Source organism: Chryseobacterium sp. G0162, assembly GCF_003815715.1.
Lineage (GTDB): Bacteria > Bacteroidota > Bacteroidia > Flavobacteriales > Weeksellaceae > Chryseobacterium.
On sequence record NZ_CP033922.1, the window covers coordinates 1,582,103 to 1,609,081 of the forward strand.

Sequence of the window (26,979 nt, forward strand, 5' to 3'; positions counted from 1 at the left end):
ATTTATTTTTTTAGAAGATGATTGCAGATTTTCTTCAGGCTCGAGTTTTCTTTCCAGTCGCTAAGTTTTTCAATTACTTTTTTATCGGCTTCCGACTGGTTTAAAGCCAATACTTCATGATACACCTCCAACAATTTCTTCAGATTGGTAACAGGTTTATCCATCTGAAGCAGGATGCTGGAAATTAATTCTTCCAGTGCAATATTATGATTTTTACTCACATTCAGCATCTGATGTTGGATAAGATCTGTAAATCTCTTTATAGGAGCCCACTCCAGTTTTTCATGGGTACCGATTACTTTTCCTAATCGGGCATTATCTATCATCTTATGAGAAACCTGTTCCAGCCAGATTTCAGCAGCCGTTCCACGGATCGTTTTATCCCCATCCAGGAAAATAGTTCCCAAAAACAGATAGCCCATTTCATCCAAAGGTTTTTTAACCTGGTAAAGGGCCTGTGCTGTATTCAAAACCATGCTTCTTTCATAAACTTCAGCAATACCGGAATAGAAAAGACAGCTTTTAATCACTTTTGCCAAAGCATTTCCCAAGGTATTCGGAAAGCACCACATCATACCGATGGTTTCTGAAAGTTCTCTTGGTTCAGCAATAAAATATTCCAGGAGCAGCGGATCTTTTCTTTTTTCAAAATGATATTTTGGAATCATAATATTCAGCTCAGCCGGATAGTATGAATTCTTCTTACTGTCAATAGTTTTCCATTGATAAACTCCTGAAAAGAATTCCGCTGGAATCGTATCATACCCAAAACCACTGAATTCTTTGAAAACAGTTTCCGGAGAGCGCGTAATTCCTGCAGTCATCCACCATGCAGGATGTTCAATTTTTCCTTTGGGCTCAGCATTTTTACCAAAGAAGAAAAGTAATAAATCTTTGTACTCACCTTCTAGTCTTTTTTCAGCCAATTGTAATGCTTCCGATGTGTTATCCAGAGCGCATCTCTGTAAAGCCAGCTGCATATCAAGGTGATGGGGCTCAATATTTTTCTTCTGATATATTTCCAGTCTTTCTACTAAAGTGACGGGAGAAATCCAGCAAGGAGCATGAGTAATAGCAAAAAGTAAAGGAACACTATCTCCTGCTTTTATTTTTTCATAAGTATATATTGCAAGCTCTTTAAAAGCTTTCATCACAGGGCTTCCTGCTCCCACTTTCGTTATGGGACCTAATTTTTTTTGATAGTTTGAATAGGTTTCCCTTGCAGTTTCCTCATTACTGGTCTTTTCATATATCTTGTCCAGATTTTTAAGCTGTACCGGATACTTTTCCAATAAATTCAATCCATAATTAATAATGAGATTACACAACAGGACATTCAGATATGGAACTTCCCATTTTGCAATGGTTTTACAGGCTTTCAGGAATACCGGCTCTATCAGTTTCACAGATTCTTCATTTACATCATTGGCAAAACGGGCAAATCCGGACAAAGCAGTATCACAGTGATGACTGTATGGATCTTCTATAGCCAAAGGCAGAAAGAACATCAAATCTTCAAAGCTTTCAAGTACTTTAACTTTATTATCTTCGGTAGTGAGGTATATTTTTTCCGAAACGATAGCTTCCAATTCCTGTGGTTTCTCTTCTATATAAGTTTCTAAAAGAGAACGTACATTTGTCAGTATATTGTCTGAATAATGGGAAATAGATTCCTTTACCGTTTTGGATGGCGGAATGTATTTCAGGATAATTTTGGCTGCTTTTGACTGTATTCCATCATCTTTGCTTACAAATGCAGAGGTTAGAGCTAGTCCTAATATTTCCGGATCAATTTTCTTATGTTGAAAGATTTTTTCTGTTAAAGCAAGACTGCCGATCACGACTGTTTTAACTTCTAAGCTCAGCAGATTAGGAAGGTAATGGGCAAATTCTTCATGTTTAAAGGCGGGACTTCCTACCATTTTCTTCAAATGGATAAGAATGGTATTTACTGCTTTTGACTGTGCAGATGTTAACCCGGCCAATAATTCATCCTGAAGTCCTATTAACTCCTCTTCTGTAGGTTTTAAAGCAGTAAAAGCATCCATAAACCATCCTGTCACATTCTTATTAAAATTTCTGTTGGCAGCCAGAAGGCATTCTCTTAAAAATCTTTTTCTTTCAATTTTTTGCTCTGTGACAAGCTTTTGTACTAATGGAAACCATTCTTTCTGGAAGGGTAATGATTTGGATGGATATTCGCACAAGTACCAAAAATGGGTACTGAGTGTTTCAGGGTGCTGGTCAAGGTTAGCAGGATAATTGCTCAGATGATGTCCCAGTAATTCCGGTTTTGGCTGAATATAGCCCTTTTCTGTCCATCCTAAAAGATGCTGATAATTAAAAGCAGTAAACTCCGCATCAATAGAATCGTTGATAAAGTCAGAAAACCAGTCGGGGCATCCCCATTCCAGTATCTGTTCTGTCTGTTCTATATTACGGAAAAGACTCCAGTAATTTTTACCAAAACTCTTTTGATCCATACAGACAAATGATGCAATATCAATAATAGAATGCTGATTCACAGAGCCTGCTGTATGGTAAGAATTTTTGGTCATGATGATCTTATTGATCTCACGATCCATTTTTTTTATCGTAGGTACTAATGTCTGCTTTTCTTCTACAGTAAGCTGTTTCAAAAAGGGGACAATCTCATGTATTTTTTCCTCATTAAGGATCTCATAAAGTCTTTCTTTCATGTGTTTTAATTTGATGTATAATTTTTTTCAGGTTATTCTCGTTTTCCCATTCTTTAAGAACTTCAGCAACTTTTTCGTCTACCTTGGTTCTGTTTTGATTCAGTAATTCATAATAAAGCTCTAACAGCTTTTTAAGATTAAAAACCGGTTTTTCAACTGCTGAAAGAATGGATATCAGCAGTTTTTCAAAGGCTTGGTTATGACTGGTACTCAGATTAATAAATCCGGATAATCCATCTGTAAATCTTTTTACGGGAGCCCATTCAAAATTGATCTTTTTACCGATTACAATTCCCAGCTCCAGCATATTAAAATCTTCTGAAACAGCCCTATTAATAAGCACTTCAAAAGCTATACCAGAGAATGTTTTATCTTTATGAAATAACCCTGCAGACAGGATTAAATAATGCACAGACTGAAAAGGAAGATTCAGTTTCATCCACGAATCCAAAAATTCTATATTCCCTTTTATATCGTACTGATAAGTAGAACAGGATAAATCGCCATTATATTTTCTTGCAGCTAAAGACCCTGAAAAATAAGGTACAGTATATAAAGTTCGAATCAGATCATCCTGGTAGATCGTATGATAAGAATTGAAAAGATAATCCAGGAATGAAGCATTTTCCGGCAATTCCTTGTTATTATCAATAGCGATTAATGACTCTGGAACTTCTTCGGTAGTATTCCATTTATATATTTTTTTGTATCCAAGTTTCCAGTCGAAACTTCCATCAAGAAATTCTTTTTTATAACGTTCTGAAAAATAGTTTTTCTCAAAAATCGGCTTAAGAAGATCAAAATATTCTTCATTAAGCTGTTCTTTGGCGTACTGTTCTCCTTTTTTCAGATTCTGCTTTTCTACTCTGAGCAGGGCAATTTCCAGATCAAAAGCAATAGGTTTTTCACCTTGCTGCTGATAGATTTTTAATTTATCCACAAGGGTATTAAGAGTAATCCAGCAAGGCGTAAGCTCAGGAACTGAAAGTAATGGAAGTTGTTTATGTTCTTTTAAAAACTCAAAAATTCCTAACAAAAGCTGATGATAGGCTTTAAAAATAAAAGGTGTTCTTTTTTCGTTCCAGTTTTCGAATGTTGGAAATCCTAAATTAGCATCTGATAATATTTTTGATTTATTTTTTTGCTTCAGCAGGCCGTAATTAATAAGAAAGGTAGCCAGCAGATGTTGAAACCCTATCGTATCTTTCCTTTTGAAGGCAGCATTAAAGGCAGGCTCAAGCTGGTTAAAATGCTCTTCCTCAAAATCACCATTGAATCTTATCAATGCATCCAAAAACAGATCAATGTGATACGTTTCATTATTATTGAAAATCTGAGAAGCCAGAAAAATAAAATCGTCTATGGACCCTATAGGAGGAATAGGCTGTGATACATGCCATGAAGCCGCTTCATAATTTTGTTCTTCTTTAATTTCAATGACTTTATTTTCTACAAGAAATTTCTGCAGTAAAGTTTGAGCATCAGAAAGAAGAGATCCAGTATAAAATGCCAGTTCTCTTCTTATCTTTTCTGATTTCGGATCTCCATACTTAACAATGATCTTTGCTCCTTTGGTTTGAAGTGCTTTGTCTTTATTCAGAAAAACAGGTATGAGAAACAGACCTACTGCTTCATGGTATTTATTATTCTCTTTCGCTATTTTTTCCAGAGCCTGAAGCAGTGCATTGACAATATTCTTGGTTGGAAGCGTCATTAAAGATGCTGTAGCCTGTAAAAAATCTTCTGTTTTAAAATCTTTTTCTGCAATTACGGGATTGATAATTTTTAAAACTCCCGGAAACAGCGAATGTTGTGTGGAATGAAAGATCATATACAGCTCGCCCTGTAATTCCAGAGTTTCTTTGTGAGTAGGTTCCAGATACGCAAAAAGCTCTAGGAACCAAGCATTATGTTCTTTTGAAAAATTGAAATTGATAGCAGAAAGGCTTGCTCTAAGTACTCTGAAGCGGTCTATTTTCTTTTCCTGAACAAGGATTTTAAATACATCTTTCCAACTTCTGTCACGATAAACCGAGGTAATACTGCATTCATATTCAAACAAAAGCCAGATATGGGAGTCCAGTGTTACCGGATCTGTAAACAATATTTCTTCTGTTCTGGATGATGAGGAAAGCAATGACGCCCAAATTTCATCCTGAAGGGTAAGGTAGCCTTTACGCTTCCATTCCAATATTTTCAGATAATCGAATCCATCAAGAAATAAATGACTTTCTCCAATCCAATCAGGAATATAGGTTTCAAAAAGTTCATCAACCAACTCTACCGGAATGGAATAAAAACCTGGTCTCATCTTTTCATATTCCTCCTTCGTTTTACAGCATGCCAAAGCAGCCAACACAGATATTGTATTATGCCCCCATTCTTTATTGATGTGCTTCTTTAAAATGGCAGCAACTTCTTTTTTATCTTTGGGTGTAAGCTTCTTTAGAAAAGGAATGATTTCCTTGATTTTATAGTTCAAATATATCGCCTTAAACTCCTGATCAATAAGCATAAATTCATTCTTGGCGGCTAAAATAAAAAAAAATGACTGACAGGCAGTAAATTATCCCTAAAAAGTGAATTTTTTAACAAAACTTTAAGTTAATAAAGCACTTATATTAAACACTTTTATGATATATGTTCATTCCCTATTTAAAGATTTAAATTTAATGGCAATCTATTTTTTTGATACGGACTTTAAATACAAACAGAAGTTAGTTTAATCATCAAATGATAACTGACTTAACATTTACATCATTGCCTGTTTTATTTTTTAAATTTCTTACCCGGTTTTTATCCTAGTTAAAACAAAAAGTATAATTCAAAACATTTATTTTATAAAAAGGTTTTATAATTCATTAATATTTATATATTTGCAAAACACAATTACTTGACAACTCAAATACTTTTCAATGATAAGCCCTGAATTATTATTTTTAATGAACCTCAATAAAGTTCAATCAATTATTGCCAGAAAGTTTGATTCTCTGAGCGCTCATGGATTGGGATTCAATGATTTTGTAATTCTTTATATCCTCAGTCAATCATCTGAAAGTAAAATGCGCAGGATTGATCTGGCTGAAAAAATAGGAGTTACAGCTTCCGGTATCACTCGTTTACTGAATCCTCTGGAAAAAGTAGGACTGGTAACCAGGGAAACAAATGAAAGAGATGCCAGAGTAAGCTATGTTGTGATTAGCCCTAATGGTAAAAAGATATTTGAAGAAGCTAAAATAACTGCAGAACATGCTTCAAACGATATTCTTCCTTCAAAAAAGAATAAGTCTTTACAAACCGCTTCCGGGCTTTTATCTGAATTAGGTGGAGATATTAAATAATTACCATGAAAAATGCTATAAAACAACTGCTTCGCGAAAAAGCCAAAAACCATGTCACAACAATGGGTGTACTTTCCGTAAAAAATAATATGACCGGAAAGCAATACCTCAAGGGAACTCTAAATCTCGAAGCGTTGGTGAATAAAATGAAGTTTGTATTAAAAAGCGGATTATTCGCTAATACTCAGCTCCAAAAGGATTGGAATGAATATGGAAGTGACAATTTCAGTTTTGAATTTATTGTCACTATCCCCTATCAGGAAAATAAATATATCAATTATCGTCAGGAAATCTTAAAGGCTGAGCAAACTGCCCTGTCAGAAATTAATGGCGAAATTTATACATCATGAATCATCGTATCAAAATAAACGGCGTTGATATATGCTATGAAATTTTAGGAGCAGAGCATCAACAGACTATTGTACTGATTTCAGGATTAGGAAGTCAGATGATTCGCTGGGACGACTCTTTTTGCCAATTATTAGTAAAACAAAGCTTCCGAGTCATTCGATTGGACAACAGAGATTCCGGGATGTCAATTTTTCCAACTGAAAAGGAGCTAAATTTTAACGGAAATCATCAGGAATTTTTTTCTACTATCAAAGCGGAAAATATCCCTTATTCTTTGATGGATATGGCAAAAGATGTGACGGGGTTACTGGATTATTTACAAATTGATAAGGCTCATTTTACCGGAAGATCCATGGGAGGAATTATTACACAATTATTAGGTTCTTACTTTCCTGAAAGAGTTTTATCATTAACTATTCTCATGTCAACATCTCTAAATCCCGCATTACCTCCTTCTGATCCGGAAGTGATGGCTATGATGATGAAACCTTCTCCCGATCCAGCCTCGAATAAAGAGGATTATATTGAGGAAAAATTACTTTTTGCTAAGAGAATTTCAGGAAATTTATATGAATGGGATGAGAGCTTAGAAGTCAAAATGATTGAGGAAGAGCTCAACCGTTCAAAAACAAAATATGGAATTATAAGGCAACTGCTGGCTATGGCTACCTATGAATATGACCGGGAAGTTCTGAAGAAAATTGAAGCCCCAACTTTGGTTATCCATGGAACTCAGGATCTTATTTTCCACTCTGATTGTGGAAAAGATATTGCAGATTCTATTCCCAATGCAAAATTGATGTTAATTGAAGGGATGGGACACTCTGTTCCAAAAGAATTGTATCAACTTATCTGTAACCAAATTACTACATTGATCTCAAAAATAAGTGCCTAGCTTTTGGCTGCATTACTGTTTAAAAGTCCGCTCTACTTCTGTTAATCCCATTTTGGCAAGGTGTCTATATACTGTTGCAAGGGTAAGATTTCTCTTTTCTGCGATTTCAAAGGGAGGTATTCCTTCATCAAATAGCTCAAAGGTAATCATGTGAGTCGGTCTTTTAACAACTTTTACGGAAGTATCTATTTCAATTTCCTGATCGAATAAAGGATGATCCAACAAATAACAGGACTTAAGCTTTTCGAGGTATTCTTCGAGATCGTGTAGAAATGTTTTCGTTTCTTCGTTGAAGTTTTTTAAGCCTTTGATGCCTATGGTATCTGAATAAAGGTTTTTCAGAGGCAATAAGAACTTCTCAGCGACATTTTTATAGAAAAAGTTGACAGCACCCTGACATTTTTCTTCAACTTCACTCCACTGAATTTCTCCTCCTATAAAATCAACTAATTTCAAACGGATCACTTTTTTAAATTTTTCAGCTACTTTAAAAAGATGCTCACTTTCTCTTTCAAACTCATCAGACAGGGTATTGACCTTTTCTGAATCCGGAACTCCTGCAGTAAAGGTTATCTCTTTCCAGCTCATGACCGCTTCTTTTAACCAACCTGCGTCTACCGTCATCTGAACTTTATATAATGTGTAATCATATTTTTCATGCTCAATGATTTGAGGTAAATAATCATTTGCATTGGTTATGTTTTGAAAGTCTTCAATCCTTTGGTCTTTGAATATGGCATTCTGAGAAATTTCAGATTTCAGAACGATTCCGCTTAAAGTGCGGCAACGGCTTAATGCCACATATACCTGTCCGCTGGCAAAGGATCTTCCGGCATCAATAATGACACGATCAAATGTCAAACCCTGACTTTTATGAATGGTAACTGCCCATGCGAGACGTATGGGATATTGTTCAAAACTTCCCAGTACTTCTGTTTTAATGTTCTTATCTGCATCCAGAGTATAACGCTTGTGTTCCCATACTTCAGTGGTTACCATGATCTCTTTCTTACTTTCATCCAATACGACTTTTATGGTATCTCCATCGAGATAAGAAATTTCTGCCAACTTACCGTTGTAAAAGTTTTTTTCGGGTGATGAATCATTCCTGATAAACATAATCTGAGTTCCTACTTTCAGCTCCAGTGTTTCATCCATCGGATATTGGGTTTCTTTAAATTCACCAATCACTGAGGCCTTATAAAACAGTGATTCTTCTTCTAATTCTGCAAGTTTTTTCTGATTAATATGATCTGCAATCCGATTATGAGAGCATAAATGAATATAGGTTTCATTTTCAGGCTCAAAGTTGGGATTGTATCTGGAATTCAGTTTTTCAAAATCTAATTCGTGGAAGTCTGCATGCCGGACAGCATCCAATATTTCCAGAAATTCTTCATCCTGCTGGCGATAAACTGTGGTGAGTTCTACTGTGATTAACCGTACATCCTGCAACGCTTTGGCTGAAAAGAAAAATGGAGTTTCATAGAATTTTGATAAAATCCGTTCAGAATCATCTCTTACCACAGGTGGTAATTGATACAGGTCCCCAACTAACAATAACTGGACTCCTCCAAATGGCAATTGATTCCTCCTTACCCGCCTTAACGAATGATCCATCATATCTAATAAATCTGCTCTCAGCATAGATACTTCATCAATGATAATCAGTTCAATTTCCCGAAAAAGATCCAGCTTTTCTTTTCTATACTTAAAGTGAGGAAACAACTCATTAATATTCATCGCAAGATTAGGATCAACAGGCTCAGTAGTAGGAACAAATGTTCGAGACGGAATAGCAAACAGCGAATGTATGGTTACCCCGCCGGCATTGATTGCTGCAATTCCTGTAGGAGCAACAATAATATGTTTTTTACGGGTTATCTTTACAAAATTATTCAGGAAGGTTGTTTTTCCTGTTCCTGCTTTTCCTGTCAAGAATACGCTTCTGTTGGTATGTTCCAGTAATTTGACGAGTTCCTCCAAGGGATACAATTTTTATCAAAGATAAATTATAAAAATAAAGTAACATATAAAAAAAGAGACTGAACGCACTGGAACAATCTCTTAGTATCAATGATGTGATCTGTATTGCATTTTAATTATTCTGCAAACACCAATGCAAGATCTTGGCGATATTTCTGGCATCATCCACTCCTCTGTGGTGGGTGCCATCTAATTTAAATCCAAGTTCATTCAATGCTCTTTGCATTCCTACGCTTTTTCTTACCGTAGGATGAATTTCTCCAAATAATGTTTTGACATTGATATGGTCATCACTTAACGGATAATCCACATAAAATCTTCTGGCCTGATCCTGAAGCATATTCAGATCATAGTTTCCATAGCTTGCCCAGGTTAATTCTTCTGAATCGTATTCTGCTCTCAAAATGTCAAATGCATCATCCAGCATAATTCCCTCATTATCCAGCATATTTTGGGTAAGAGTGGTAAGTTCCGTACAGAACGGGCTCACTTTTGAATATTGAGGTTTTATTAAAATCCCTTCATTCTGGGAGACCTTTCCGGTTTTTGCATTCATAATACAAACGCCGATTTCGATGATCTCACTTTCCTGACCTCTTGGCGGACGGTTATCCCAACACGTGGCCTCAAGGTCTATAATAAGTATATTTTCTGTTGTTTTCATTGTTTTTTATTTAAGATTAAAAGATGGAAGTAACGTATGTCTTTGAATTTTCTTCTTCCATCCAAATTATTATTCCAAAATCTTATTCAGTATTTTGGCTGTATTGTAAGCATCGTCTGCGCCACTATGATGATTGCCATCGAAATCCATGTTTAGGTAATCCAGGGCTCTTTTCAGTCCTAGAGATTTATGCAGTCTGAAATGTCTTTTGAATTCGTACATTACATTCAGGTATTGCCCTGAAAAAGGATTTTCTATTCCAAGCCAGTCACTCTGTTCGATGATCTGTTCCCTATCGAAGTTTCCATATCCGGCCCAGGTGAGCGATTCAGTATCATATTCATCTCTGATCTTCGCACAGGCTTCTTCGAAATAGATTCCTTTTTCTTCTATCAGTTGTGGTGTAATCCCCGTTAGTTTTGAACAAAATCTATTGATTTCTGATCTTTCGGGAATGATATAAATGCTTTGTTTTTGAGAAATAGTATTGGATATCAGATCCAACTTACAAATTCCCATTTCGATAATATCTACTTTCTGTCCGATTGGAATCCTGTCGTTTTCCCAACAGGTTGCTTCCAAATCGACAATTATTATTTCATTCGTTGTTTTCATGGTTGTGTAAAATGTATTAATGAGGGCAAGGAGGTTCCTGAAATTTTCTCTTTACCCCAAAGCCCTCCTGCTCATCTACTCTCGAGGCCCAAACGGTGGTGTCCATTTTTTATTTTTCATGATTTCCTTAACTTCTTCGTAGGAAATCGGGTAAAAATCGTGGCAATCTACACCTACATCGAAACTCAACGCCATCTCATCATCCGGCAATGTTCCGTGTGAGTGCCCGTATAATTGCCAGACTCCACGGTGTGATCCATTCCAGGTACGCATGGCATAATGGAAGAGAATAATTTTCTGTTTCCCGTTTTGATTATCCGGTTCATCAATTCTCAGTTCGTGATAATCCCTGATGGAGGAAAATCTTTTAGGATACGTTAAAGCTGCGCCTTCATGATTACCTTTGATTAAATGGATGTTTCCGTTCAGTTGATCTAAGATTTCCTTTGTAAAATCCGGTTTTCCAAGACTGAGATCTCCTAAATGATACACTGTATCTCCAGGATTGACTCTCTCATTCCATCTTTTAATTAATTCTTCATTCATCTGGTCCAGAGACTCAAATGGTCTTTCTGAGAATCGTATAATATTCTCGTGACCAAAGTGATGGTCTGCTGTAAAAAATATATTGGGTTTCATTTTTTTATTTTTTTTGTTAGTTGTTCCTAAAACCACCCTGTTAAATCTGCGCACTTACCAACCCTCCAAAGAAGGGGAATTTTTACGTCTTCAACTGAGATTTTTGTAAAGGGGTACTAAGGCTTTTAATTTTGAAATGCTTTATAAAAAGCAGATTCAATTTCCAGTTGGTCGTTTTCAGTATATCTTCTTGAAAAATGGATCGGAACGGCTTCTTTCACCTTACATTCATTCATAATTTTTCCTGATGCAGAGGCAAAACTGTGATAATTGATCTTGGCGAACTCCTGATCCGTATCCTTGTAAAAGGTTTCAATATAGACTTTATCTGCATTATTGAAAACGGCTTTTATCTTTTTATAATTATCTTCATCTACAGCATGATCCATGATGACGCCTAATTTGTAACCTTCATTTATTGTCAACAAATGGAACAGATCCGATGCTTTATACAAGGTTTCTTCTATTTCAATTTCTTTTTCAAGATCATTATTTTCAAAAGCGGTTTTCAATTCACTGATCCATTTTCCTTTCCTAAAATCAGAGGCATTGTCATGAAAAGTCACTGAATCTTTTTCTTTAAACAGATACGCAATAGAATCTGTTTTGTGATCCAGAATAGCAAAATCAACATTTACATATTTATCTTCAAATAGAAAATTCTGTGTCTTTACATATTCAGCATTCCAGTAAGGAGGACGAAGCGTATAGATGTTGATTTCTTCTTTGGAAATAATTTCATGAATTTCGTATTCAATGGCATTTTCATCTATTAAGTTCCAGGTGTAGGATTTTAATCTTGCCTCAATTTGCTGATGGATATTTTTCGGTCCACAGATCACAACTTTTTCACCACTGCCAATCTGATGTCTGAAAATACCATCAAAGTTGGAAAAATGATCGATATGAGTATGACTGATGAATATTGCTGATATCGCCTGCGCTTCCTTTACTGTGAGTAAACTTGCTTCTCCACAATCACATACATAATGCTTTCCTGAATTAGGAATTTTTATTAATATACTGATGTCTTCTTTTAAAAGACTTTTTATTTCTGCTTGTAACATTTCTTTTCTTTTTTTAAAACCAGTCCATCAAAAATTCTTTGAGTTTTCGTCGCCTTTATTTTTCATGTCTTCAATTTAAATTTTTGTAAAAATTGAAAATTCCAAGTATTCCTCTGGGCTTGTGGTTATATTATACATAAAAAAGTTTCGGTAATACATTACCGAAACTAGACTTTAAGAGTCATTAACTCTTCTTTTATACAATCAATGACTAAAGAGTTCAACTTTTTGTTGATCCTTTTATGCTCATCTTTTTCTATGGTTGTGAAAACAGCTGGAAAATCTTTTTCAAAATCTTCTAAAATATCCTGTGCAAAAAGTCCTATCACTTTACCCATGATTTTGGGTTCAAATTCACCAATTTTGCTCACGACATTATTCAATCTGTTTGCTGTTACATATTGTTGAATCTCCCCCCAGATATTTTGAGCAGTTTCACTAAAATCAACCTGTTTTTGAGTAGCTTTTCTTTCTTTTTTTACCATTTTAGATTTTTCAATCCATTTTTCATTTTTATTTTTTAGAATGACTCTGGCTCCGTTTCCGAAATATTTGGTTTTTAAGGTCTTAATAATGGTTCCTTCACACATGTTGTTCATTTCCGGTAATCTTAACCAGGTTGGGATTTTAGAATTGAAAACATTCGGGAATCTTAAAGCTTCTTCTAAAGTTCCTTCAAACAAAGTTTTAGCATAGAAAAATCCGGTCTTCTCAAAAATTGAGTTGATGATATCTGTATCCAAATAAGTGACCCCATTCAACTTAATGTCAAATGCATAAAAATCGTTATACGGTGCATATTCAATTCCTTTTTGCACTTTTATCGCATTTTTTACGGGTTCTACTTCTTTATGATTGTAACTGCCACCGAATAATTCGCCGTAGATGACTACTGTCTCAACATTCGGGTATATTGTTTTCACTTTTTGAAACAAATTAATTACATTTTTTCTGTATTGTTCCAAAATCTGATGTGCATTGTAAAATTTTTCTTCTTTTTCAATAAAAGCTGTTCGTTTTGCGATCTTAATTTCCTTTCCGTCGGTAAAGAAAGAGAAATTAGCACCGTGAACTTTTTCCTGCACGATGAAAACCTCATCCCCAAAGCCCTGCAACCTGATCTGATCGATCATGCGGGTTTGGTAAGCATTTTCTATAGAGTTATATGTTTTGAAAATCATTTTTTTAGTTTTTAATCATTTCTGATTGGTTATTTCCCATTTGGGTAATGTGTCTTTGTGCATGAAGTGAGAGAAAATAAATGTACTCATAGACATTGATTTTCCCCAGATTATTCACGCTCATGGTCGTTTTATAGAGAACTCCTTCGCCATTTTTCATCAAATCCAGGTAATTCTGACATTGATAATACTGTTGAGTAATCAGGTTTCTGATCTCTCTTAAACTTCGTTCTCCTTTAGGCTCCATGTGTTCAGGTCTGATCCAATCAAAAGCACCATATTCCCCTACTTTTTCAAAATTTTCTTTGTTGAAACTGTAGTTTTAATTTCAGATTCCAGGTCGAGTTTTAAAGAATTTCGCATTGCCTTTTTTGAGCCTTTTTCAATAAGGATCAGCAAATAAAAATTTGTAAGATAGATATGCTCTAAAATCTGTTGAACTGACCAGCCTCCATTTGATGGCTGATAGTTCAGGGTTGTACCATCTTTATCAAACCATCCGTCAACCTCATTAAAACTAAGGCTGAGATGATTTCTAATCTCCTGGATATATCTGAAAATGTCCATTACAATTTTTTAAAGTTTTTTAAAAGTCTTTCAATATTCTCCTTTCCTACAGGATTCATGGAATGACAGTAGAATTTGGGTAGGTCTAAATAATGATCCATACAATATTCTATCAGCCATTTTGCACAATCGTAGCCTGTTTTTTCCACAAATTCACCGGTATCTGTTTTCAGATAATGTTCATCTGCAAGGTCATGGTCAAAAGAAATCATTTCCGGAAGTCCCTTTTCCAGGATTCTGTTGACAAACTGATCGTAATTTCGAACGATATGCCAATCTCTTCTGAGAAAAATATCCTGTTTGGTATAACGATATGCCTCAATCGGATATCGTATATCATCCAGAAATAATAGTCTTTTGATTATTTCCATTGCTTTATTATTCAACACTTAATCTTCATGAATCCAGTTTACTACTGTCTCCAAAAAATGTAATCTTACTTCTTCAAACCTTGTAATATTGGGAATATGATTAATCTCCAGTAAATGTTTATCCCCATTTTTCTGAACGATATAATCATTCGCAATGACATCCATTCCTATTTTATCTTTTAACATCAGGGTATCCTGTAAAAGTTCTGCATCCATTTCCATAAATTGGGCATCATCAGGATGTATGGATTTTAACCATGTTTCTCCTTCAAGCTTAATCTGCCAGGATTTTTCACCTATGTTTAAAATTCTTACGGCATCGCCTTCAAAATAAGGTTCCAGCACACTGTTTTCTGTACTTTCCCAACTTCCTGTAAACTTATGTTTGTTTTCTCCACAATGCCAGTTTCCCCACTTTGCCACCAACTCGGTATCTGTATTCACATAAGCTCCTGCAGAGATAAATCCTCTTTGGGAATTAAATTTTGAATACTTCATCGCTTTGGCAAGACAAGGAATTTTCAATCTACATTCGAGCATTCCATAAGCATTTGGAAAGCATGGGCCGTTCCAAAGTGCCAATCCTGAGATAAAATCAAGATCCTCTTCAAAAATCCCATGATAAACAACTTTATCTACCGGAAGCATTCCTACTCCCTGGGCTTTTTCCACATATAATGTTCCGTCTACTACTTTTATCATTGGGATGGATTGATGCCAGATCATAAGACCATCATAATGTTGTCGTATATATTCATATTCCTGTTCGTGTAAACCGATAACGGCTATTCTATTGTGAGTCATGTTTTTAGTTTTTTTGTGTTATTTTCTTAACACGTGATATATTTTGAAAAGCTAGTATTTAATACTTCGATAAATAAAGGCCGGAAGTTAGTATCATAACGTTAAAAACTTCCAGCCTCATTACACCATCATATCAGCACAGTTGGAACTTGCGAAGGCAAAAGGTTTTGCTTTAAACACATATCCCATTCCCAGAATGTATCCCATTGCATCTTTTAATGCTGCATTGGATTTAAAATCAGGATCGGTATTGATGTCTGCGTGTACCTCCATTTCTACTCCATAAGTATCCAATACAGAACAAATTGCGTAAGCAATTTCAACAGATTTGTTGACTTCATTCAGCATTCGCTCTTTAATACTGATGGTCTGTATTTCTCTTTCTTTTCTGATAAAGGTAAACGCTCCTTTTCCTTCACGAATAAATACTACTGCCGTAGCATAATTAATAGCTTCTCCATATACGTGAGAGTCTGATCCCACACATACTTTCAGACGATGTCCGTTTGCCTGTTCGCGAATAATGGCTTCTTCTACCAGCTGTGTGATAGAATGTTGGAAAAATTTTCCTTTCATATTCTGCCATGTTTGTTGTTGCGTTTCCATTTTTTTACATATTTAAGTTCTATACTTTTTATAATTCATAAATCATTATTGATTATTCACTTTCTGCACTCCGAACTGGACTCGAACCAATACCATCAGTTTTGGAGACTGAGATGCTACCATTACAATATCAGAGTAAATGTTGTTAATTCATTAGGACTCGAACCTAAACTCCAAGAATCAAAATCTTGTGTGCTGACCAATTACACTATGAATCAGATTAATTCATGAGCAATAAGTAATAGATAATGAGGAATGTTTAAAAACAATCAAGTATCAAAGATCACTCATTATATTACTTATCGTTCATGTTCTTGCGGAACAGACAGGAATTGAACCTGTACCTTTAGTTTTTCAGACTAACGTGCACACCAAGTACACCACTCTTCCCTATTTTATGAGTAATAAGCAATTAGTGATGAGTAATGATGAAAACTAATTTTCTATCATTCATTACTTATGATTCATTACTTATTTTTCATTATAAAAAGTAAAAGGTTGTCTGTTTTTATTGACTAAAGATCTTCTACGCTTGACAAGCCTTTTCTCTTTTCTTCATTTTGTGTGAATGGCAACTGGCCAATATTTTTTTAAATCTGAACTTTCATGGTATTATATCAATTATGTATTGACCAGTCATTCACATCCAGTACTCTATAAGGGAATCGAACCCTTGTTTTCTGCTCGAAAGGCAGGCGTCCTTACCGTTAGACGAATAGAGCGTTTTTATAAGCAATGAGTAAGTGATACTATTTTATATTATTAATTACTTATTGCCCATTATCCATTATAAAAAGAATAAGCTTGTCTTTAAATTTGCTTAACAAAAAGATCTTCTACGCTTGACAAGCCTTTCTTTCGAAAATTATATTGAGCATTTAATATTTTCTTGACCTACTGACTAGGAATCGAACCTAAACAACAAGAGTATATTTCCTGCATGCTGCCATTACATTATCAGCGGTTGGGTGGAAGTAGTAGGATTCGAACCTACTCAGCAATGAAGCAACAGATTTACAGTCTGCCCCGACTCTCCAACTTCGGCGTACTTCCGGATTTCTTTATGAGTAATGAGTAATTGATGATGGCTAATTTATCATTCATTGCTTATTGCCCATTACTTATAAAAAGAAAAAGCCTGTCTGTATTTTGTGTTTTGGCTTAAAGATCTTCTGCGCTTGACAGACATTTTCTTTTCTTAATAAAGGATATTTTTAGCTATAATTAATGAATGATAGTTGATGGATCATCTTCTAACATTACAATTTCCAGCTTTACATTGAGATGGTTATGGGATTCAAACCCACTCAGCTTACGCAACGGTTTTGCAGACCGCCCCGACTCTTCCACTTCGGCGAACCATCAGATTTTAACATGAGGAATAAGCAAGAGGTAATGAATAATTTTTGATGCTTATTATTCAAAAAAACAAAGTCTGTCTATATTTTTGCTTGATATAAGAACTTCTGCGCTTGACAGACTTTATTTTTACCTAAAATTGTATTAATCATATTTTTCTTTCACTTGTAACTTTTTTATTGAGAAAGAAAAAGTTTGTCTGTATTTTCTTGTGTTTTTTTGATGTAAAGATCTTCTGCTCTTGACAAACTTTATTTTTCTCCTGAAACAATTAACATTTAGTTACTGCGATTCCGGGAAGATTCGAACTTCCAACTTCTGGTTTAACAGACCAGCGCTCTACCATTGAGCTACAAAATCTTTTGTACGGGAAGAGGGATTCGAACCCTCAGCGCCTTGATCCTAAATCAAGTGTGTCTACCGTTCCACCATTCCCGCAGCGGTTTTATGAATAATGAGTAATTGGTGATGAGTAATATTGAAAACTACTTTCTATGCATTATTGCTTATTACTCATTATTGATTACTTATCATTTCGTCTGGAAAGCAAGATTCGAACTTGCGACCTCCCGCGTCCAAGACGGGTAAACAACCACCGTTATCTTTCCAGTTTTACAGATTCACTTCAATTCTTTTCCGGGAGACAGCCGGAGCAAAACTTTCTACGAATCTTTGCGGTCTATGCGAGAATCGAACTCGCAGTGCCCAAGAGACAGTCGGGCAGGTTACCATTACCTCAATAGACCATTTTGTGATTCCGAAAGGATTCGAACCTCTAACCCTGGGTTTAGAAAACCCATGCTCTATCCGGTTGAGCTACGGAACCGTTTGGTAATCCCAGAAAGATTTGAACTTTCAACCCCCGGTTTAAAAGACCGGTGCTCTAACCATTTGAGCTATGAGATTTTATATTTTGGGTATCTTCGGGGATCGAACCCTGTTCTCCGGTTCCACAGACCGGCGCTTTACCAAATAAGCTAAAGAAACCATAAAAAAAAGCGCCTCTTTTCGGGAGGCGCTTCATATTTTTTAACGTGAAAGATCATTAGCTGACCCACGTATATAAGCACCTTTTATCCACAAATTCACAATCATAAGCACACACTGTCCCTGTCGGCTCCTGTCCGAATAGTCTTGAATATTGATTGAGTATGTTATGAAATTGTTTCATTTTATTTTTGTTTGTTTCTAAATTATTTTTTGTTGAATCCTGAAAACCTGTTGCTTTCAATTTTCGGTTGCAAAGTAAATATGATTTTTTGGAATCTGCAAATAAATTTTAAAATTAAATTATTGATAATCAATTAATTACATGTAAAATTAAGAATAAGCGATTTCTGTCCGCAATCTTTTGCAGATATCTTAATTACCTAAATGACTGTCTCTCATTGGGTTACTTATCACTCTATTTTATCGTATTAAAGTTGCATTGTTAATTAAAAAATTTTCATGTTTATGGTTATTTTTTTTCATTCTAAATAATTTCTGACCTAAAAAACAAAAAACGCCTCGAAAAATCGAGGCGTTTCTGTTGTATTTTGATTAATTTTTTACAAGTTTATAGTAAATAATTTCCAAAGTCAGCACATTTCGCCTCATTCCATACCCCTTCATCATATCCTAATAATCCTTTATTAGAAGGACTTTCGAATAGTTCTGCATTGATATGTGCTCTTTGTATTGTCATAATTTTCTGGTGCAAAGATAAATCTTTTTTGTTATTTTTTATAATTCTCACATGGAAGAGTAATAAAAAAAGGATTCTATGATTGCTTTTAACGGCTGAATTATGTGCTTTTGAAACACAGAGTTTTACTCTATTTCTTCATCGAGTTTTCAAGTTGCATGAATAGCTCACCCTGATAATCATAAAGACTTTTGTGTTCCGATGTTGCAATAATAACTACTTCTTTAGCTTCCATTAATGAAAATGCAGGAAATTTTTCCTTAATATCTTTTTTACGGCATACCATAGAGATTTTCCTTTTGATATCATTCTCTGTACAATTTCAAAGGGACTTTTTATTGTCATATTTATATTGGATATATTTAAATATATTATCCATTTTATTTTTACCCTTTAATTTCTAAACATTTTATTTCTTCCGGTCTTAAATCTTGAGATATCTTTAAGGATCACTTCATCTTTAGGATTGAAATGTTTCAACTCGTTAACAATTTCTGAACGGCTTTCTACTTTTTCAGCAACGATCTCATAAGCTATTTTTCTTGTAACATACTGTAACTTGGGATCTTTCTTAAACTCATGCTTCATTGCTTCCAGATAGGTGAGTTTTTTATAGGCCGGAGTTTTTTCATACATCGCCTGTATTTCCGTTTCCAGTTTTGTACTATCAAAAATATTCGCAAAATAGTTATTCAAACAGTTGAAGGCATCTTTATCTTCTTCCCATCCTTTTAATAATACTTTTTGGGCATCTTCCGGCTTTTCCATTTTCTTCCGATATACCAGTGACGCTTTTACCATTTGATTATTGGCTGTATAGTCATCTGCTACCATTTGATAATAAGTATGGGCATTTTTCAGATCATTGATTTCTTTATAAAGATCCCCTACTTTTTCTTTCTGCTCCATTTCTTTGTACAGATCAATTGCTTTTTTGTATTGTTTTGCCTTTTCGTAACAATTCGCAGCATCGGATTTACTTTTTAGTTTTTTAAGATATATTGCAGCTGCCTCGTTATAAAATCCGCCATCTTCCAAGGTCTTTGCCCCTCTGTAATAATCCTGCAGGAGATTCATATATACTTTTGCTGCTTTCTTGTAATCTTTTTCGGCAAGATATTTTTGGGCAAGGTCTTCATATTTACTTCGAATCCTGTCAAATAAAGAATTCTCCAGATAGAAACTTCCTCCGCCTGCACCTCCTCTTCTTGAATTCTGCTTACTTTGTTCTTTATCCTTTAAAGTGGCAATCACCATAAGGATAATAAATGCTACAATTAAAAAGATTACCAGAGTTCCTACTACACTCCAAAAACTCTCATGGAACAGCTGGGCTACGATTCCGATGATCTTAAACATGGCCAGCAGAACAAAGGCAGCCATGAATTTGTCTATAAATTTCTGTTTATTCATCATCATCGTTTTTTAAAATGGTCTTATCCTCTCTGAACAAACGGTAAAGCAATAGCATCACCCCAATAGCAAGCACCCAAACAAACCAATTATAGCCAAACATTTTCACTAATGGATAAAAAAGATATACCAGCATCGCTACCAGGATAGCCACCAAAAGAAATTTAACCCAGCCCGGAACATTATCTCCACCCAGATTTAATGATTTATTTTTAAACAGAAAGGAATACAATCCAACTGCTGCAATCATCAGAATCACCATGTATAATATATCAGAAATGGGAGTGTCTTTCTTCAGCGAGTTACCCCCTGATTCTACCCCTTTGACTTTGGAATCTTTGATGGTAGATGGAGGTGGCATATCAGCCATATCAATAGTTCCATAGAGTTTTCCTAAAGAGTCCTGCATCAGAACCTGCTTTTTCTTTAAAAGGTATTTTACTACCTCTCCGTTTACCGGTTTTCCTTTGGTATATTGTTTTAAAGAATCTGAAATTTTACGTTTCAGTACTTCACTTCTTTCTTTTATATGCTTTGTTATTCTCTTGGTATAAATAATTTTAAGCGAATCCCTGCTTTGCTGCTCTTTATTGCTAAGCTTTTGAATATCATGACCTATTTCATTGACCTCTCTTCCCCCTTTCTTTTTGTATTCTTCTTTTTCTTTTTTTGTTTTACTTTCCTGCAGCCCAGCGTTCAGGAGTTCATTGGACAAGCTTTTCCTTTGTTTGTAGTACATGGAGTCTATCTTCATATCTATTTCAGAGACTCCTGAATGAAAAGCAATCATATCTGAAGGAGCTTTTACAGCATCTGTTACAATAGTTCCTGAGGATTCCTGATCTCCTTCCTGCCGGGGCTTATCTTGATTGGATGGGAAAGCTATTTTTAAAACAATTGCAATGACAATAACGGCCCAGAATATTCTGCGGAAATTTCTAGTACTGGTGCTTTCCTGTTTACCATCAGCTCCTCCGCCAAACAATCCTTCCAGCCAGGTAAATTTACTAAACCCATCTCCTCTGGAGGTTCCCAGAATATCCAATGGAACCCCCAACTCGATAGCTCTTTCTGGGTATTTTTCTATGTATTTTAAGTATTTTTCAATTTCTTTTTTATTTCCGGCCATTACTTTTTTCAGGTCAAACGGCAGGCTGTTCATCCATTCTTCCTCGGTCTGGGGTTTCTGCAATGCTTCGAGCATTTTTTCATCATCCATTTCCACCGTATAGCTTTCTATGGTTTGAGGAATTTTAACACCGTTCAAAGGTTTTCTGATATTGGTTTCTATTTTCCCTGCCTCCTGAATCAATTCAATCCAATCCACCTGTTCTGATAATTTTACCAACCCAAAATCAGGATGCATTATGAGAAAATCTGAATCTATCGTACTCCAGTCTTCCGGATTAATCTTGGGGTAAAATGTTGTATTCTCCGGAATAAAAAGTTTGTTATCTACCTGTTGGAAGTAAGCGTTCCTTCCAATTTCCTGCGGAGCATTATCATGAAATATAAGAAAACATCCATACAACACGTTGGGACTATTAGTCGGAACAGCGTAAGATTTTATTCCGTCCAGCCTGATTCCTAAATTTTCCATCTCCTGAAGCCATACCAAAGGTGAAGAACCTTTTATCAAAAGTCCTTTTTTAGGGTATACATTTTTCGGGAAAGGTTTTATTCTAAGCTCCATAATCCAAGATCTGTTCTATAAACGGCTTTACATATTGATTATACATCTCGTCCATGGTTCTCACCTTTAATAAAGTATGTTCCGGAAGATAGTATTCTGATCCGCCAAACTCTGTATAGGTAGCCAGAGCCAGGAAGCCATAGGCTGTGGTAGGGATATAAAACTCTTCAATTCCTTTGTTGCTGCTCCTGAAGGTCAACATTCCTCGGGAATCTGCAATAACCTCGCTTCCGTCAGGAAAAGTGTATTTATTTTTATTCTGTTCCGCAAAAACCTTAATATCATATCTGTTTTTATAAAGATTCAGGGTATTTTCATATACACTACTGATTTCAAATCCTGAAAAAACCAGATTATCATGGGCATTAATACCGATTTTATTAAAATTACCAATAATTTTTAATCCACTCCGGTTTAACTTGGCTACTTCCGTATTTACTTTTGTGGTGTTTTTATCTATATCATCGTACTTGTTATCAAGAGGCTCTACAGAGGTATTTCCTTCAATATTTATTTTATAAAGTAAAGGATTGTTAAAATGGTGAAGATAGAAGCTTTTCCCAAAATAGATCAGTTCATAGTCTTCAGGAATATTCAATCCGGTGACATTGATCTCAGAATATTCTCTTGTATTTACATTAAGTTTAGATACTAATTTTCTGGAAGGCTGATATTGACAGAGGATAAAATGCTGCTGCTTATTTTTTGCCAGAGCAAACTGCCCGGTTGGCTTTACAGAAATATCTTCAATCATTACTTCACAACCATGATAGGTTTTATAATAATCATAGGAATGTCTATCGTAATAATTATCGGAAAGATAAGTTTTCAACAATTGTTTTTTTGAACTCAGAATAAAAAACTCTCCTTCGTATAAAAACTGGGCAATCTTATTAACCGGTGTCGGAAACAGGATCGGATAATTCAATGGAAGATCAGTTTTCTTTCCATTTGAATTACTTTCTGCTCTTTTTTGCTGCGGCGGATTGGCCCACAATTCATGAAGGGGAAGTCTTATTTTCTGGATATGTTTCCGTACTCCTTTATGATGTTTATAAAAATTAATTTCTCCATCTGAAGTGGTAGCCACCAAAAACTTAAGTCTGTCTCTATTCTGATTGACTACTCTCTGGATTTTTTCATCTTCAAAATTTTCCTGATGGGTAATGAAAAATACTTCGATATCTTTTTGGGGATACTCGTCCTTAAAAAACTTATCCAATGCTTCTGAAACCTCCAATACCGGGCTGACCTGATTAAGATTTTCAATTACAGCTTCCACTTTATTCAAAGAAATAGGGATTGCAGCCTGCCCCAATGCCATCACTTTACATTCAGAATGCGCTTTGGGATGCTTGATGATCGCAATAGCTGATGCAAACGCCAATACTTTCGGGGTTCCCCAGTTTCTGAGGGAAGTATCAATCAGAATAATTCTTTCAAAAATATTTTCTTCAGGCGGTATTTCTCTTTGAATATATAGAGCTTCACTATTGGCCACACGGTTCATGAATATATCTTCATCATTGGCAAATTCTGACAAAAGCATTCTATGAAAATCTCCTTTATTGGTCATATCGGAAATTCCTCCTATAGGCTGTTCTCCCGGAGAAAGGTGTCTCATTGGAATTTTCAGTCCGCTCCAGATCCTTTTAATCAGGCTTCCTATCTGGAATGTTTTCGGCTCATTAATCAATTCTCTGATAAAGTCTTTATTTGTATCTGCAGTAGCATCTTCTTCTACAACCTCATCATTCAATTCAGGTTCTTCAATTAACCCTTTCATAGCATCAATGATTGATTGTACGGTGGGAAATTTTTGGTTGAGATCTATTGCTGTCAGGTCCTTATTCAAAACTGATGGTCCTGCATGCTGTTTTTCTGCACTTACAGCCAGTTCTTGGGGCCTTTTATAATAAATTCTTAAATGAGCTTCAGCCTGTAAGGAAGATATTCTGTTGTGACTATCTTTAAATAAGGTCTGTAGCAGTACAATTTTGTTTTGTTTCTGTTTGTAAAGCCTGGGAAGCGCTTTTATTTTTTCAAGAAATTCGATCTCTCTTTCAGCATTGAAATCAAAGTTCCCCATGCTGTAAAAATCTGCAGTATATCTTAAAGGACCCGCAAAGTCTGTATAACCTTCCTGCATTGCATATAAAACCATCAGTAAAGCACCGAATGGTGGCCATCCCTGCGGCTGAAGTTCTTTAAGAATCTCAATAATATAAGGTCTGTAAGCGATAGCCCCTACTCCAGGAATGGAGAGGAGGTTATTGTCATTATATCCGGAATCTCCGGGAACATCTTCATCAGTTTTCCATTCCCAGAAATAATTTTCATAGGACTGAAAATAGGCCTTTAATTCCATTCTCTTGATTTTTCAGTAAGACGAAATGAGCTTACAGACAAGGGTTGAAAATCAGCTTTCTTTATGGAAAGATAATTTCCATTCTCATCCCATAAAAGCCATCCGTCTGACTCTTTATTATATTTCTGCTGTAAGAATTTGCTAAGATTTTTAAACTCAAAATCAAAACCGGAAGGCAAAAGATGTCCGTCTTTTGTCCAATATGTTTTTCCCGGCAGACTTAATAACGGAGTTCCTAAAAAAAGAGCTTTATCTTCCATTACAGTCCAGTCTATTTTTTCCAGTCTGAATTTTGGCAGTGTCACAATACTCTCTTTGATCTCTGTAATGATGCTTATCAGAGCAATGACCGGATGTTCTTCATCACTTTTCTTTAACCTGATATGGACTTTTTCGCTAATTCCGAAATAGTTTTGATTAGAGGCAGGAAAAGTAAGGCGTAATGCTTTATCAATTGGTGTCCAAAGCAATCCTGTTCTCATCTTTTTACGGGGAACCAATGCTTCTTTTTTAAATAAAAGCCCATCCCGGAGTTCGTACAGCAAAAAGTTAGGCAGCTGATGAAGTTCTGAAGCCAATGTCTGTTCCTCAGTAAAACCTTTAAGCCATATAATTTCATCATCCGTTGCAACATGAACGTTCTTCCAGTCTCGTATAGAGCCTAGATAATCTTCATCGGTACGGGGTAGTTCTGCCCAGAATTCTTTTATATCGTCTGAAGAATTTTCTGCCATAAGCTTTCAATTTCTTGCTGAATGTATTGCTTTTGTTCAGGGTTTCTGATCCAGTCACAGCGTGTCTGAAGGTATCTCAGTTTATCTTTGATTACGTTTTGCTCTTCAAAGCTTAGCGATCCCTGATTCCATTTATCAACCAATATTTTTACATCCTTCATTACTTCTTCCGGGTTAGGAGTTTTATTCTGCATGGCTTGAGGATGGGAATGCGGATGATCGTCTTTCTCAATGGTTCTGTTAATGATCCCTTCCAGAATTTCAATCTGCTCTTCTGTATCCCAGATATGTTTTAAAACCCATAGATCCGAAAGAACGGCTTCACTTCTTCCACAAATCAAAGCACTTGCTGCGATGAGGTTCTGAAGTTTGACAGCTCTACGGTCTGAAATGGCAATTCCGGTATTTCGTAAGCTCATAATGGTATTCAGATATACTTCATAGATAGGTTTTAAATCTATCTTTTTACACAGGTTCTGAAGTTCTCTGATCTCATTAGCATGAATTTCCGGAACTTCTGTTTCTTCTTCGTTTTCCAGTTTTCTTCCTGCTAAAAGTACCTGTTGTAGAAGCTCCGGGTTGACATAATCAACATTGATTCTAATCAGGAAACGATCAAATAACGCATTCAAAGCTTCATCTTCCGGAAGAGCGTTACTTGCTCCTACAAACATTAAAGCAGGTAAACGCTTTGTTTCTTTTCCTCTTTTGAAGATCTTTTCGTTAAGAGCCATCAAAAGTGAATTCAAAATAGCAGAATTAGCGTTGAAGATCTCATCCAGGAACACCATCGAGGCTTCCGGCATCATTCCTTCTGTATTGGTGAGAAGTTCTCCTTCTTTTAATTTTCTGATATCAAAAGGACCGAATATTTCATTCGGCTCTGTGAAACGGGTTAATAGGTATTCAAAATTCTTTCCGTCTTTTACTGTTTTTGCCAATGTTCTTACTATGGCTGATTTTGCAGTTCCGGGAGGACCATATAAAAAAGCATTTTCTCTTGCCAAAAGGCAGATTCCCAGCAGGTCCACCACATCATTTTTCCCTACGAAAGTATCTTTTACGTAGTTGAGAACCGTATTGAGTTTATTAATATGCTGCATCATTGATTTTCTTCAGTTATAATTTTTAATTCTCTCCAGAATGCATCCTTATACATTCCAAATTCTGCAATTAGCAGTGTATTAATGAACGGAATTTCCGCTAGTTTGTAATCTTTTTTTTCTACAATTCTTTCCAGATATAATTTCCGGTACGTTTTATCTTTCAGTTCTTCTTCCCAGTTTACTTGCTTCAGATCAAGATCATACCCTATGGCTGAATAATGAAATTCTGTCAGAATATCTTCAAGTATTTTAATAAGTGGATCTTCGGGATCTAATGCATGCAGAGCCATCATCACATCAGGGAGAAACCTTAATGATAAATCGGCAGATAAAATGGAAGGAATATCTCTTGTCCCCTTAAACTTTGGAACAAGACTTTCAAGGTTATTGGCTGTCTTTTCCCTTATCAGATACAATTGTGCACTATGATACAGCACTTTTGCCGCCCAAACAGCGGTTGTTTTATTACAGATTATCTGATCGGACAGAAACTCCAGTCTTTCTTTTTCAAATTCTGCTTCTAAATACACTTCTGCTTCCTCTTCCTCTTTTAGGGAAATGGTCTGGATATTGGAAAAAAGAGTGATACATTCATTCTTCCTCAGCAAAAATATGGTATCTAAAAATGGTGATTTGGTTTCCATCATCTAACAAAAATAGAATTATTTCGTTGAGAATAAAATTTTTAAAGAAAGGATTACTATTAAATTATGGCGACGATGAAAAAAAACACTTTTTGTGGACATGAAAGTACGAGCTTTACTTTTAAAAATCTGTTGATGTTGGAAAATGCAGAGGAAAGTTTTTTCCTTTTTCCATGCCTTAAGGCAAAA

At 35.5% G+C, this 26,979-nt stretch carries 24 protein-coding genes and 13 tRNA genes; 3 read left to right on the forward strand and 34 right to left on the reverse strand.

What is annotated here, in order from left to right:
• Window positions 1–2: 2 nt before the first annotated feature.
• Complete coding sequence (locus EG344_RS07305) at window positions 3–2,699, reverse strand: DUF6493 family protein (RefSeq protein WP_123908911.1); 2,697 nt, start codon at window positions 2,697–2,699, stop codon at window positions 3–5.
• Window positions 2,680–5,214, reverse strand: coding sequence for a DUF6493 family protein (locus EG344_RS07310; RefSeq protein WP_123908912.1), 2,535 nt, complete (start codon window positions 5,212–5,214; stop codon window positions 2,680–2,682). The genes EG344_RS07305 and EG344_RS07310 overlap by 20 nt, the downstream gene beginning before the upstream one ends.
• A gap of 427 nt (window positions 5,215–5,641) precedes the next feature.
• On the opposite strand from EG344_RS07310, the gene EG344_RS07315 reads away from it, so the two are divergent.
• Genes EG344_RS07315 through EG344_RS07325 form a run of 3 tightly spaced genes read left to right on the forward strand, consistent with a single transcriptional unit; the run spans window position 5,642 to window position 7,286 of the window.
• A complete protein-coding gene (locus EG344_RS07315; protein WP_228412877.1) occupies window positions 5,642–6,040 on the forward strand; it encodes a MarR family winged helix-turn-helix transcriptional regulator in 399 nt (132 codons plus the stop codon).
• A 5-nt stretch (window positions 6,041–6,045) separates the two neighbouring features.
• Window positions 6,046–6,390 (forward strand): GIY-YIG nuclease family protein, encoded by a 345-nt coding sequence (locus EG344_RS07320; RefSeq protein WP_123908914.1) that lies wholly within the window; start codon window positions 6,046–6,048, stop codon window positions 6,388–6,390.
• Window positions 6,387–7,286 carry an alpha/beta fold hydrolase gene (locus EG344_RS07325; protein ID WP_123908915.1) on the forward strand — a complete coding sequence of 300 codons (900 nt, stop codon included), beginning with the start codon at window positions 6,387–6,389 and terminating at the stop codon, window positions 7,284–7,286. The genes EG344_RS07320 and EG344_RS07325 overlap by 4 nt, the downstream gene beginning before the upstream one ends.
• Window positions 7,287–7,298: 12 nt before the next feature.
• Here EG344_RS07325 and EG344_RS07330 read toward each other — a convergent pair whose 3' ends face one another.
• The 32 genes from EG344_RS07330 to EG344_RS07460 form a co-directional block, all read right to left on the reverse strand.
• Window positions 7,299–9,272 (reverse strand): AAA family ATPase, encoded by a 1,974-nt coding sequence (locus EG344_RS07330; protein WP_228412878.1) that lies wholly within the window; start codon window positions 9,270–9,272, stop codon window positions 7,299–7,301.
• 112 nt (window positions 9,273–9,384) lie between these two features.
• Window positions 9,385–9,936 carry a 3'-5' exonuclease gene (locus tag EG344_RS07335; protein ID WP_123908917.1) on the reverse strand — a complete coding sequence of 184 codons (552 nt, stop codon included), beginning with the start codon at window positions 9,934–9,936 and terminating at the stop codon, window positions 9,385–9,387.
• 69 nt (window positions 9,937–10,005) lie between these two features.
• Window positions 10,006–10,551: a 3'-5' exonuclease gene (locus tag EG344_RS07340; RefSeq protein ID WP_123908918.1), complete on the reverse strand. Its 546-nt coding sequence runs from the start codon at window positions 10,549–10,551 to the stop codon at window positions 10,006–10,008.
• Window positions 10,552–10,626: 75 nt separating this feature from the next.
• Window positions 10,627–11,190: a metallophosphoesterase gene (locus EG344_RS07345; protein ID WP_123908919.1), complete on the reverse strand. Its 564-nt coding sequence runs from the start codon at window positions 11,188–11,190 to the stop codon at window positions 10,627–10,629.
• Between the two features lie 125 nt (window positions 11,191–11,315).
• Window positions 11,316–12,257 carry a peptidase gene (locus tag EG344_RS07350; protein ID WP_123908920.1) on the reverse strand — a complete coding sequence of 314 codons (942 nt, stop codon included), beginning with the start codon at window positions 12,255–12,257 and terminating at the stop codon, window positions 11,316–11,318.
• 167 nt (window positions 12,258–12,424) lie between these two features.
• Window positions 12,425–13,438, reverse strand: a complete 1,014-nt coding sequence (locus tag EG344_RS07355; RefSeq protein WP_123908921.1) for an RNA ligase, Rnl2 family — start codon at window positions 13,436–13,438, stop codon at window positions 12,425–12,427.
• Between the two features lie 4 nt (window positions 13,439–13,442).
• Window positions 13,443–13,685: a DinB family protein gene (locus EG344_RS24375; protein WP_123908922.1), complete on the reverse strand. Its 243-nt coding sequence runs from the start codon at window positions 13,683–13,685 to the stop codon at window positions 13,443–13,445.
• A 38-nt stretch (window positions 13,686–13,723) separates the two neighbouring features.
• On the reverse strand, window positions 13,724–14,005 hold the full coding sequence (locus tag EG344_RS24380; RefSeq protein ID WP_123908923.1) for a DinB family protein: 282 nt from the start codon (window positions 14,003–14,005) through the stop codon (window positions 13,724–13,726).
• Entirely contained in the window at window positions 14,005–14,376 is a 372-nt protein-coding gene (locus tag EG344_RS07370; protein ID WP_123908924.1) for a cyclic-phosphate processing receiver domain-containing protein, read from the reverse strand. The genes EG344_RS24380 and EG344_RS07370 overlap by 1 nt, the downstream gene beginning before the upstream one ends.
• A gap of 18 nt (window positions 14,377–14,394) precedes the next feature.
• On the reverse strand, window positions 14,395–15,180 hold the full coding sequence (locus EG344_RS07375; RefSeq protein ID WP_123908925.1) for a hypothetical protein: 786 nt from the start codon (window positions 15,178–15,180) through the stop codon (window positions 14,395–14,397).
• Window positions 15,181–15,300: 120 nt separating this feature from the next.
• Entirely contained in the window at window positions 15,301–15,786 is a 486-nt protein-coding gene (locus tag EG344_RS07380; RefSeq protein ID WP_123859100.1) for a ribonuclease H-like YkuK family protein, read from the reverse strand.
• A gap of 66 nt (window positions 15,787–15,852) precedes the next feature.
• Window positions 15,853–15,923, reverse strand: a tRNA-Trp gene (locus EG344_RS07385).
• Between the two features lie 8 nt (window positions 15,924–15,931).
• Window positions 15,932–16,004, reverse strand: a tRNA-Gln gene (locus EG344_RS07390).
• Window positions 16,005–16,103: 99 nt separating this feature from the next.
• Window positions 16,104–16,176 (reverse strand) — tRNA-Phe (locus EG344_RS07395).
• A gap of 260 nt (window positions 16,177–16,436) precedes the next feature.
• A tRNA-Glu gene (locus tag EG344_RS07400) sits at window positions 16,437–16,508 on the reverse strand.
• 247 nt (window positions 16,509–16,755) lie between these two features.
• Window positions 16,756–16,839: transfer RNA gene (locus EG344_RS23810), tRNA-Tyr, on the reverse strand.
• Window positions 16,840–17,068: 229 nt separating this feature from the next.
• Window positions 17,069–17,150, reverse strand: a tRNA-Cys gene (locus EG344_RS23815).
• Between the two features lie 283 nt (window positions 17,151–17,433).
• A tRNA-Asn gene (locus EG344_RS07405) sits at window positions 17,434–17,505 on the reverse strand.
• A 5-nt stretch (window positions 17,506–17,510) separates the two neighbouring features.
• Window positions 17,511–17,583, reverse strand: a tRNA-Leu gene (locus tag EG344_RS07410).
• Between the two features lie 100 nt (window positions 17,584–17,683).
• Window positions 17,684–17,755, reverse strand: a tRNA-Pro gene (locus EG344_RS23820).
• Between the two features lie 65 nt (window positions 17,756–17,820).
• Window positions 17,821–17,891, reverse strand: a tRNA-Asp gene (locus tag EG344_RS23825).
• 6 nt (window positions 17,892–17,897) lie between these two features.
• Window positions 17,898–17,971, reverse strand: a tRNA-Arg gene (locus EG344_RS07415).
• A 3-nt stretch (window positions 17,972–17,974) separates the two neighbouring features.
• A tRNA-Lys gene (locus tag EG344_RS07420) sits at window positions 17,975–18,051 on the reverse strand.
• Between the two features lie 9 nt (window positions 18,052–18,060).
• Window positions 18,061–18,133, reverse strand: a tRNA-His gene (locus tag EG344_RS07425).
• 570 nt (window positions 18,134–18,703) lie between these two features.
• Window positions 18,704–18,832, reverse strand: a complete 129-nt coding sequence (locus tag EG344_RS07430; RefSeq protein WP_164464399.1) for a penicillin-binding protein — start codon at window positions 18,830–18,832, stop codon at window positions 18,704–18,706.
• Window positions 18,833–18,962: 130 nt separating this feature from the next.
• A complete protein-coding gene (locus EG344_RS23830; RefSeq protein WP_164464400.1) occupies window positions 18,963–19,118 on the reverse strand; it encodes a hypothetical protein in 156 nt (51 codons plus the stop codon).
• A gap of 107 nt (window positions 19,119–19,225) precedes the next feature.
• Window positions 19,226–20,245 carry a tetratricopeptide repeat protein gene (locus tag EG344_RS07435; protein WP_123908926.1) on the reverse strand — a complete coding sequence of 340 codons (1,020 nt, stop codon included), beginning with the start codon at window positions 20,243–20,245 and terminating at the stop codon, window positions 19,226–19,228.
• Window positions 20,238–21,938: an APC family permease gene (locus EG344_RS07440; protein WP_123908927.1), complete on the reverse strand. Its 1,701-nt coding sequence runs from the start codon at window positions 21,936–21,938 to the stop codon at window positions 20,238–20,240. The genes EG344_RS07435 and EG344_RS07440 overlap by 8 nt, the downstream gene beginning before the upstream one ends.
• Window positions 21,928–24,306 (reverse strand): hypothetical protein, encoded by a 2,379-nt coding sequence (locus EG344_RS07445; RefSeq protein ID WP_123908928.1) that lies wholly within the window; start codon window positions 24,304–24,306, stop codon window positions 21,928–21,930. Before EG344_RS07445 ends, EG344_RS07440 begins: the two co-directional genes overlap by 11 nt.
• Window positions 24,297–25,040: a hypothetical protein gene (locus tag EG344_RS07450; protein WP_123908929.1), complete on the reverse strand. Its 744-nt coding sequence runs from the start codon at window positions 25,038–25,040 to the stop codon at window positions 24,297–24,299. The genes EG344_RS07445 and EG344_RS07450 overlap by 10 nt, the downstream gene beginning before the upstream one ends.
• Window positions 25,013–26,146 carry an AAA family ATPase gene (locus EG344_RS07455; RefSeq protein WP_123908930.1) on the reverse strand — a complete coding sequence of 378 codons (1,134 nt, stop codon included), beginning with the start codon at window positions 26,144–26,146 and terminating at the stop codon, window positions 25,013–25,015. Before EG344_RS07455 ends, EG344_RS07450 begins: the two co-directional genes overlap by 28 nt.
• Window positions 26,143–26,793, reverse strand: a complete 651-nt coding sequence (locus EG344_RS07460; protein WP_228412879.1) for a hypothetical protein — start codon at window positions 26,791–26,793, stop codon at window positions 26,143–26,145. Before EG344_RS07460 ends, EG344_RS07455 begins: the two co-directional genes overlap by 4 nt.
• Window positions 26,794–26,979: the final 186 nt, after the last annotated feature.

Coding starts and splice junctions, on each gene's coding strand:
- EG344_RS07305 (WP_123908911.1), bottom strand. CDS start 2,699: ATGAAAGAAAGACTTTATGAGATCCTTAATGAGGAAAAAATACATGAG.
- EG344_RS07310 (WP_123908912.1), bottom strand. CDS start 5,214: ATGCTTATTGATCAGGAGTTTAAGGCGATATATTTGAACTATAAAATC.
- EG344_RS07315 (WP_228412877.1), top strand. CDS start 5,642: ATGAACCTCAATAAAGTTCAATCAATTATTGCCAGAAAGTTTGATTCT.
- EG344_RS07320 (WP_123908914.1), top strand. CDS start 6,046: ATGAAAAATGCTATAAAACAACTGCTTCGCGAAAAAGCCAAAAACCAT.
- EG344_RS07325 (WP_123908915.1), top strand. CDS start 6,387: ATGAATCATCGTATCAAAATAAACGGCGTTGATATATGCTATGAAATT.
- EG344_RS07335 (WP_123908917.1), bottom strand. CDS start 9,936: ATGAAAACAACAGAAAATATACTTATTATAGACCTTGAGGCCACGTGT.
- EG344_RS07340 (WP_123908918.1), bottom strand. CDS start 10,551: ATGAAAACAACGAATGAAATAATAATTGTCGATTTGGAAGCAACCTGT.
- EG344_RS07345 (WP_123908919.1), bottom strand. CDS start 11,190: ATGAAACCCAATATATTTTTTACAGCAGACCATCACTTTGGTCACGAG.
- EG344_RS07350 (WP_123908920.1), bottom strand. CDS start 12,257: ATGTTACAAGCAGAAATAAAAAGTCTTTTAAAAGAAGACATCAGTATA.
- EG344_RS07355 (WP_123908921.1), bottom strand. CDS start 13,438: ATGATTTTCAAAACATATAACTCTATAGAAAATGCTTACCAAACCCGC.
- EG344_RS24375 (WP_123908922.1), bottom strand. CDS start 13,685: ATGGAGCCTAAAGGAGAACGAAGTTTAAGAGAGATCAGAAACCTGATT.
- EG344_RS24380 (WP_123908923.1), bottom strand. CDS start 14,005: ATGGACATTTTCAGATATATCCAGGAGATTAGAAATCATCTCAGCCTT.
- EG344_RS07370 (WP_123908924.1), bottom strand. CDS start 14,376: ATGGAAATAATCAAAAGACTATTATTTCTGGATGATATACGATATCCG.
- EG344_RS07375 (WP_123908925.1), bottom strand. CDS start 15,180: ATGACTCACAATAGAATAGCCGTTATCGGTTTACACGAACAGGAATAT.
- EG344_RS07380 (WP_123859100.1), bottom strand. CDS start 15,786: ATGGAAACGCAACAACAAACATGGCAGAATATGAAAGGAAAATTTTTC.
- EG344_RS07430 (WP_164464399.1), bottom strand. CDS start 18,832: ATGACAATACAAAGAGCACATATCAATGCAGAACTATTCGAAAGTCCT.
- EG344_RS23830 (WP_164464400.1), bottom strand. CDS start 19,118: ATGGTATGCCGTAAAAAAGATATTAAGGAAAAATTTCCTGCATTTTCA.
- EG344_RS07435 (WP_123908926.1), bottom strand. CDS start 20,245: ATGAATAAACAGAAATTTATAGACAAATTCATGGCTGCCTTTGTTCTG.
- EG344_RS07440 (WP_123908927.1), bottom strand. CDS start 21,938: ATGGAGCTTAGAATAAAACCTTTCCCGAAAAATGTATACCCTAAAAAA.
- EG344_RS07445 (WP_123908928.1), bottom strand. CDS start 24,306: ATGGAATTAAAGGCCTATTTTCAGTCCTATGAAAATTATTTCTGGGAA.
- EG344_RS07450 (WP_123908929.1), bottom strand. CDS start 25,040: ATGGCAGAAAATTCTTCAGACGATATAAAAGAATTCTGGGCAGAACTA.
- EG344_RS07455 (WP_123908930.1), bottom strand. CDS start 26,146: ATGATGCAGCATATTAATAAACTCAATACGGTTCTCAACTACGTAAAA.
- EG344_RS07460 (WP_228412879.1), bottom strand. CDS start 26,793: ATGATGGAAACCAAATCACCATTTTTAGATACCATATTTTTGCTGAGG.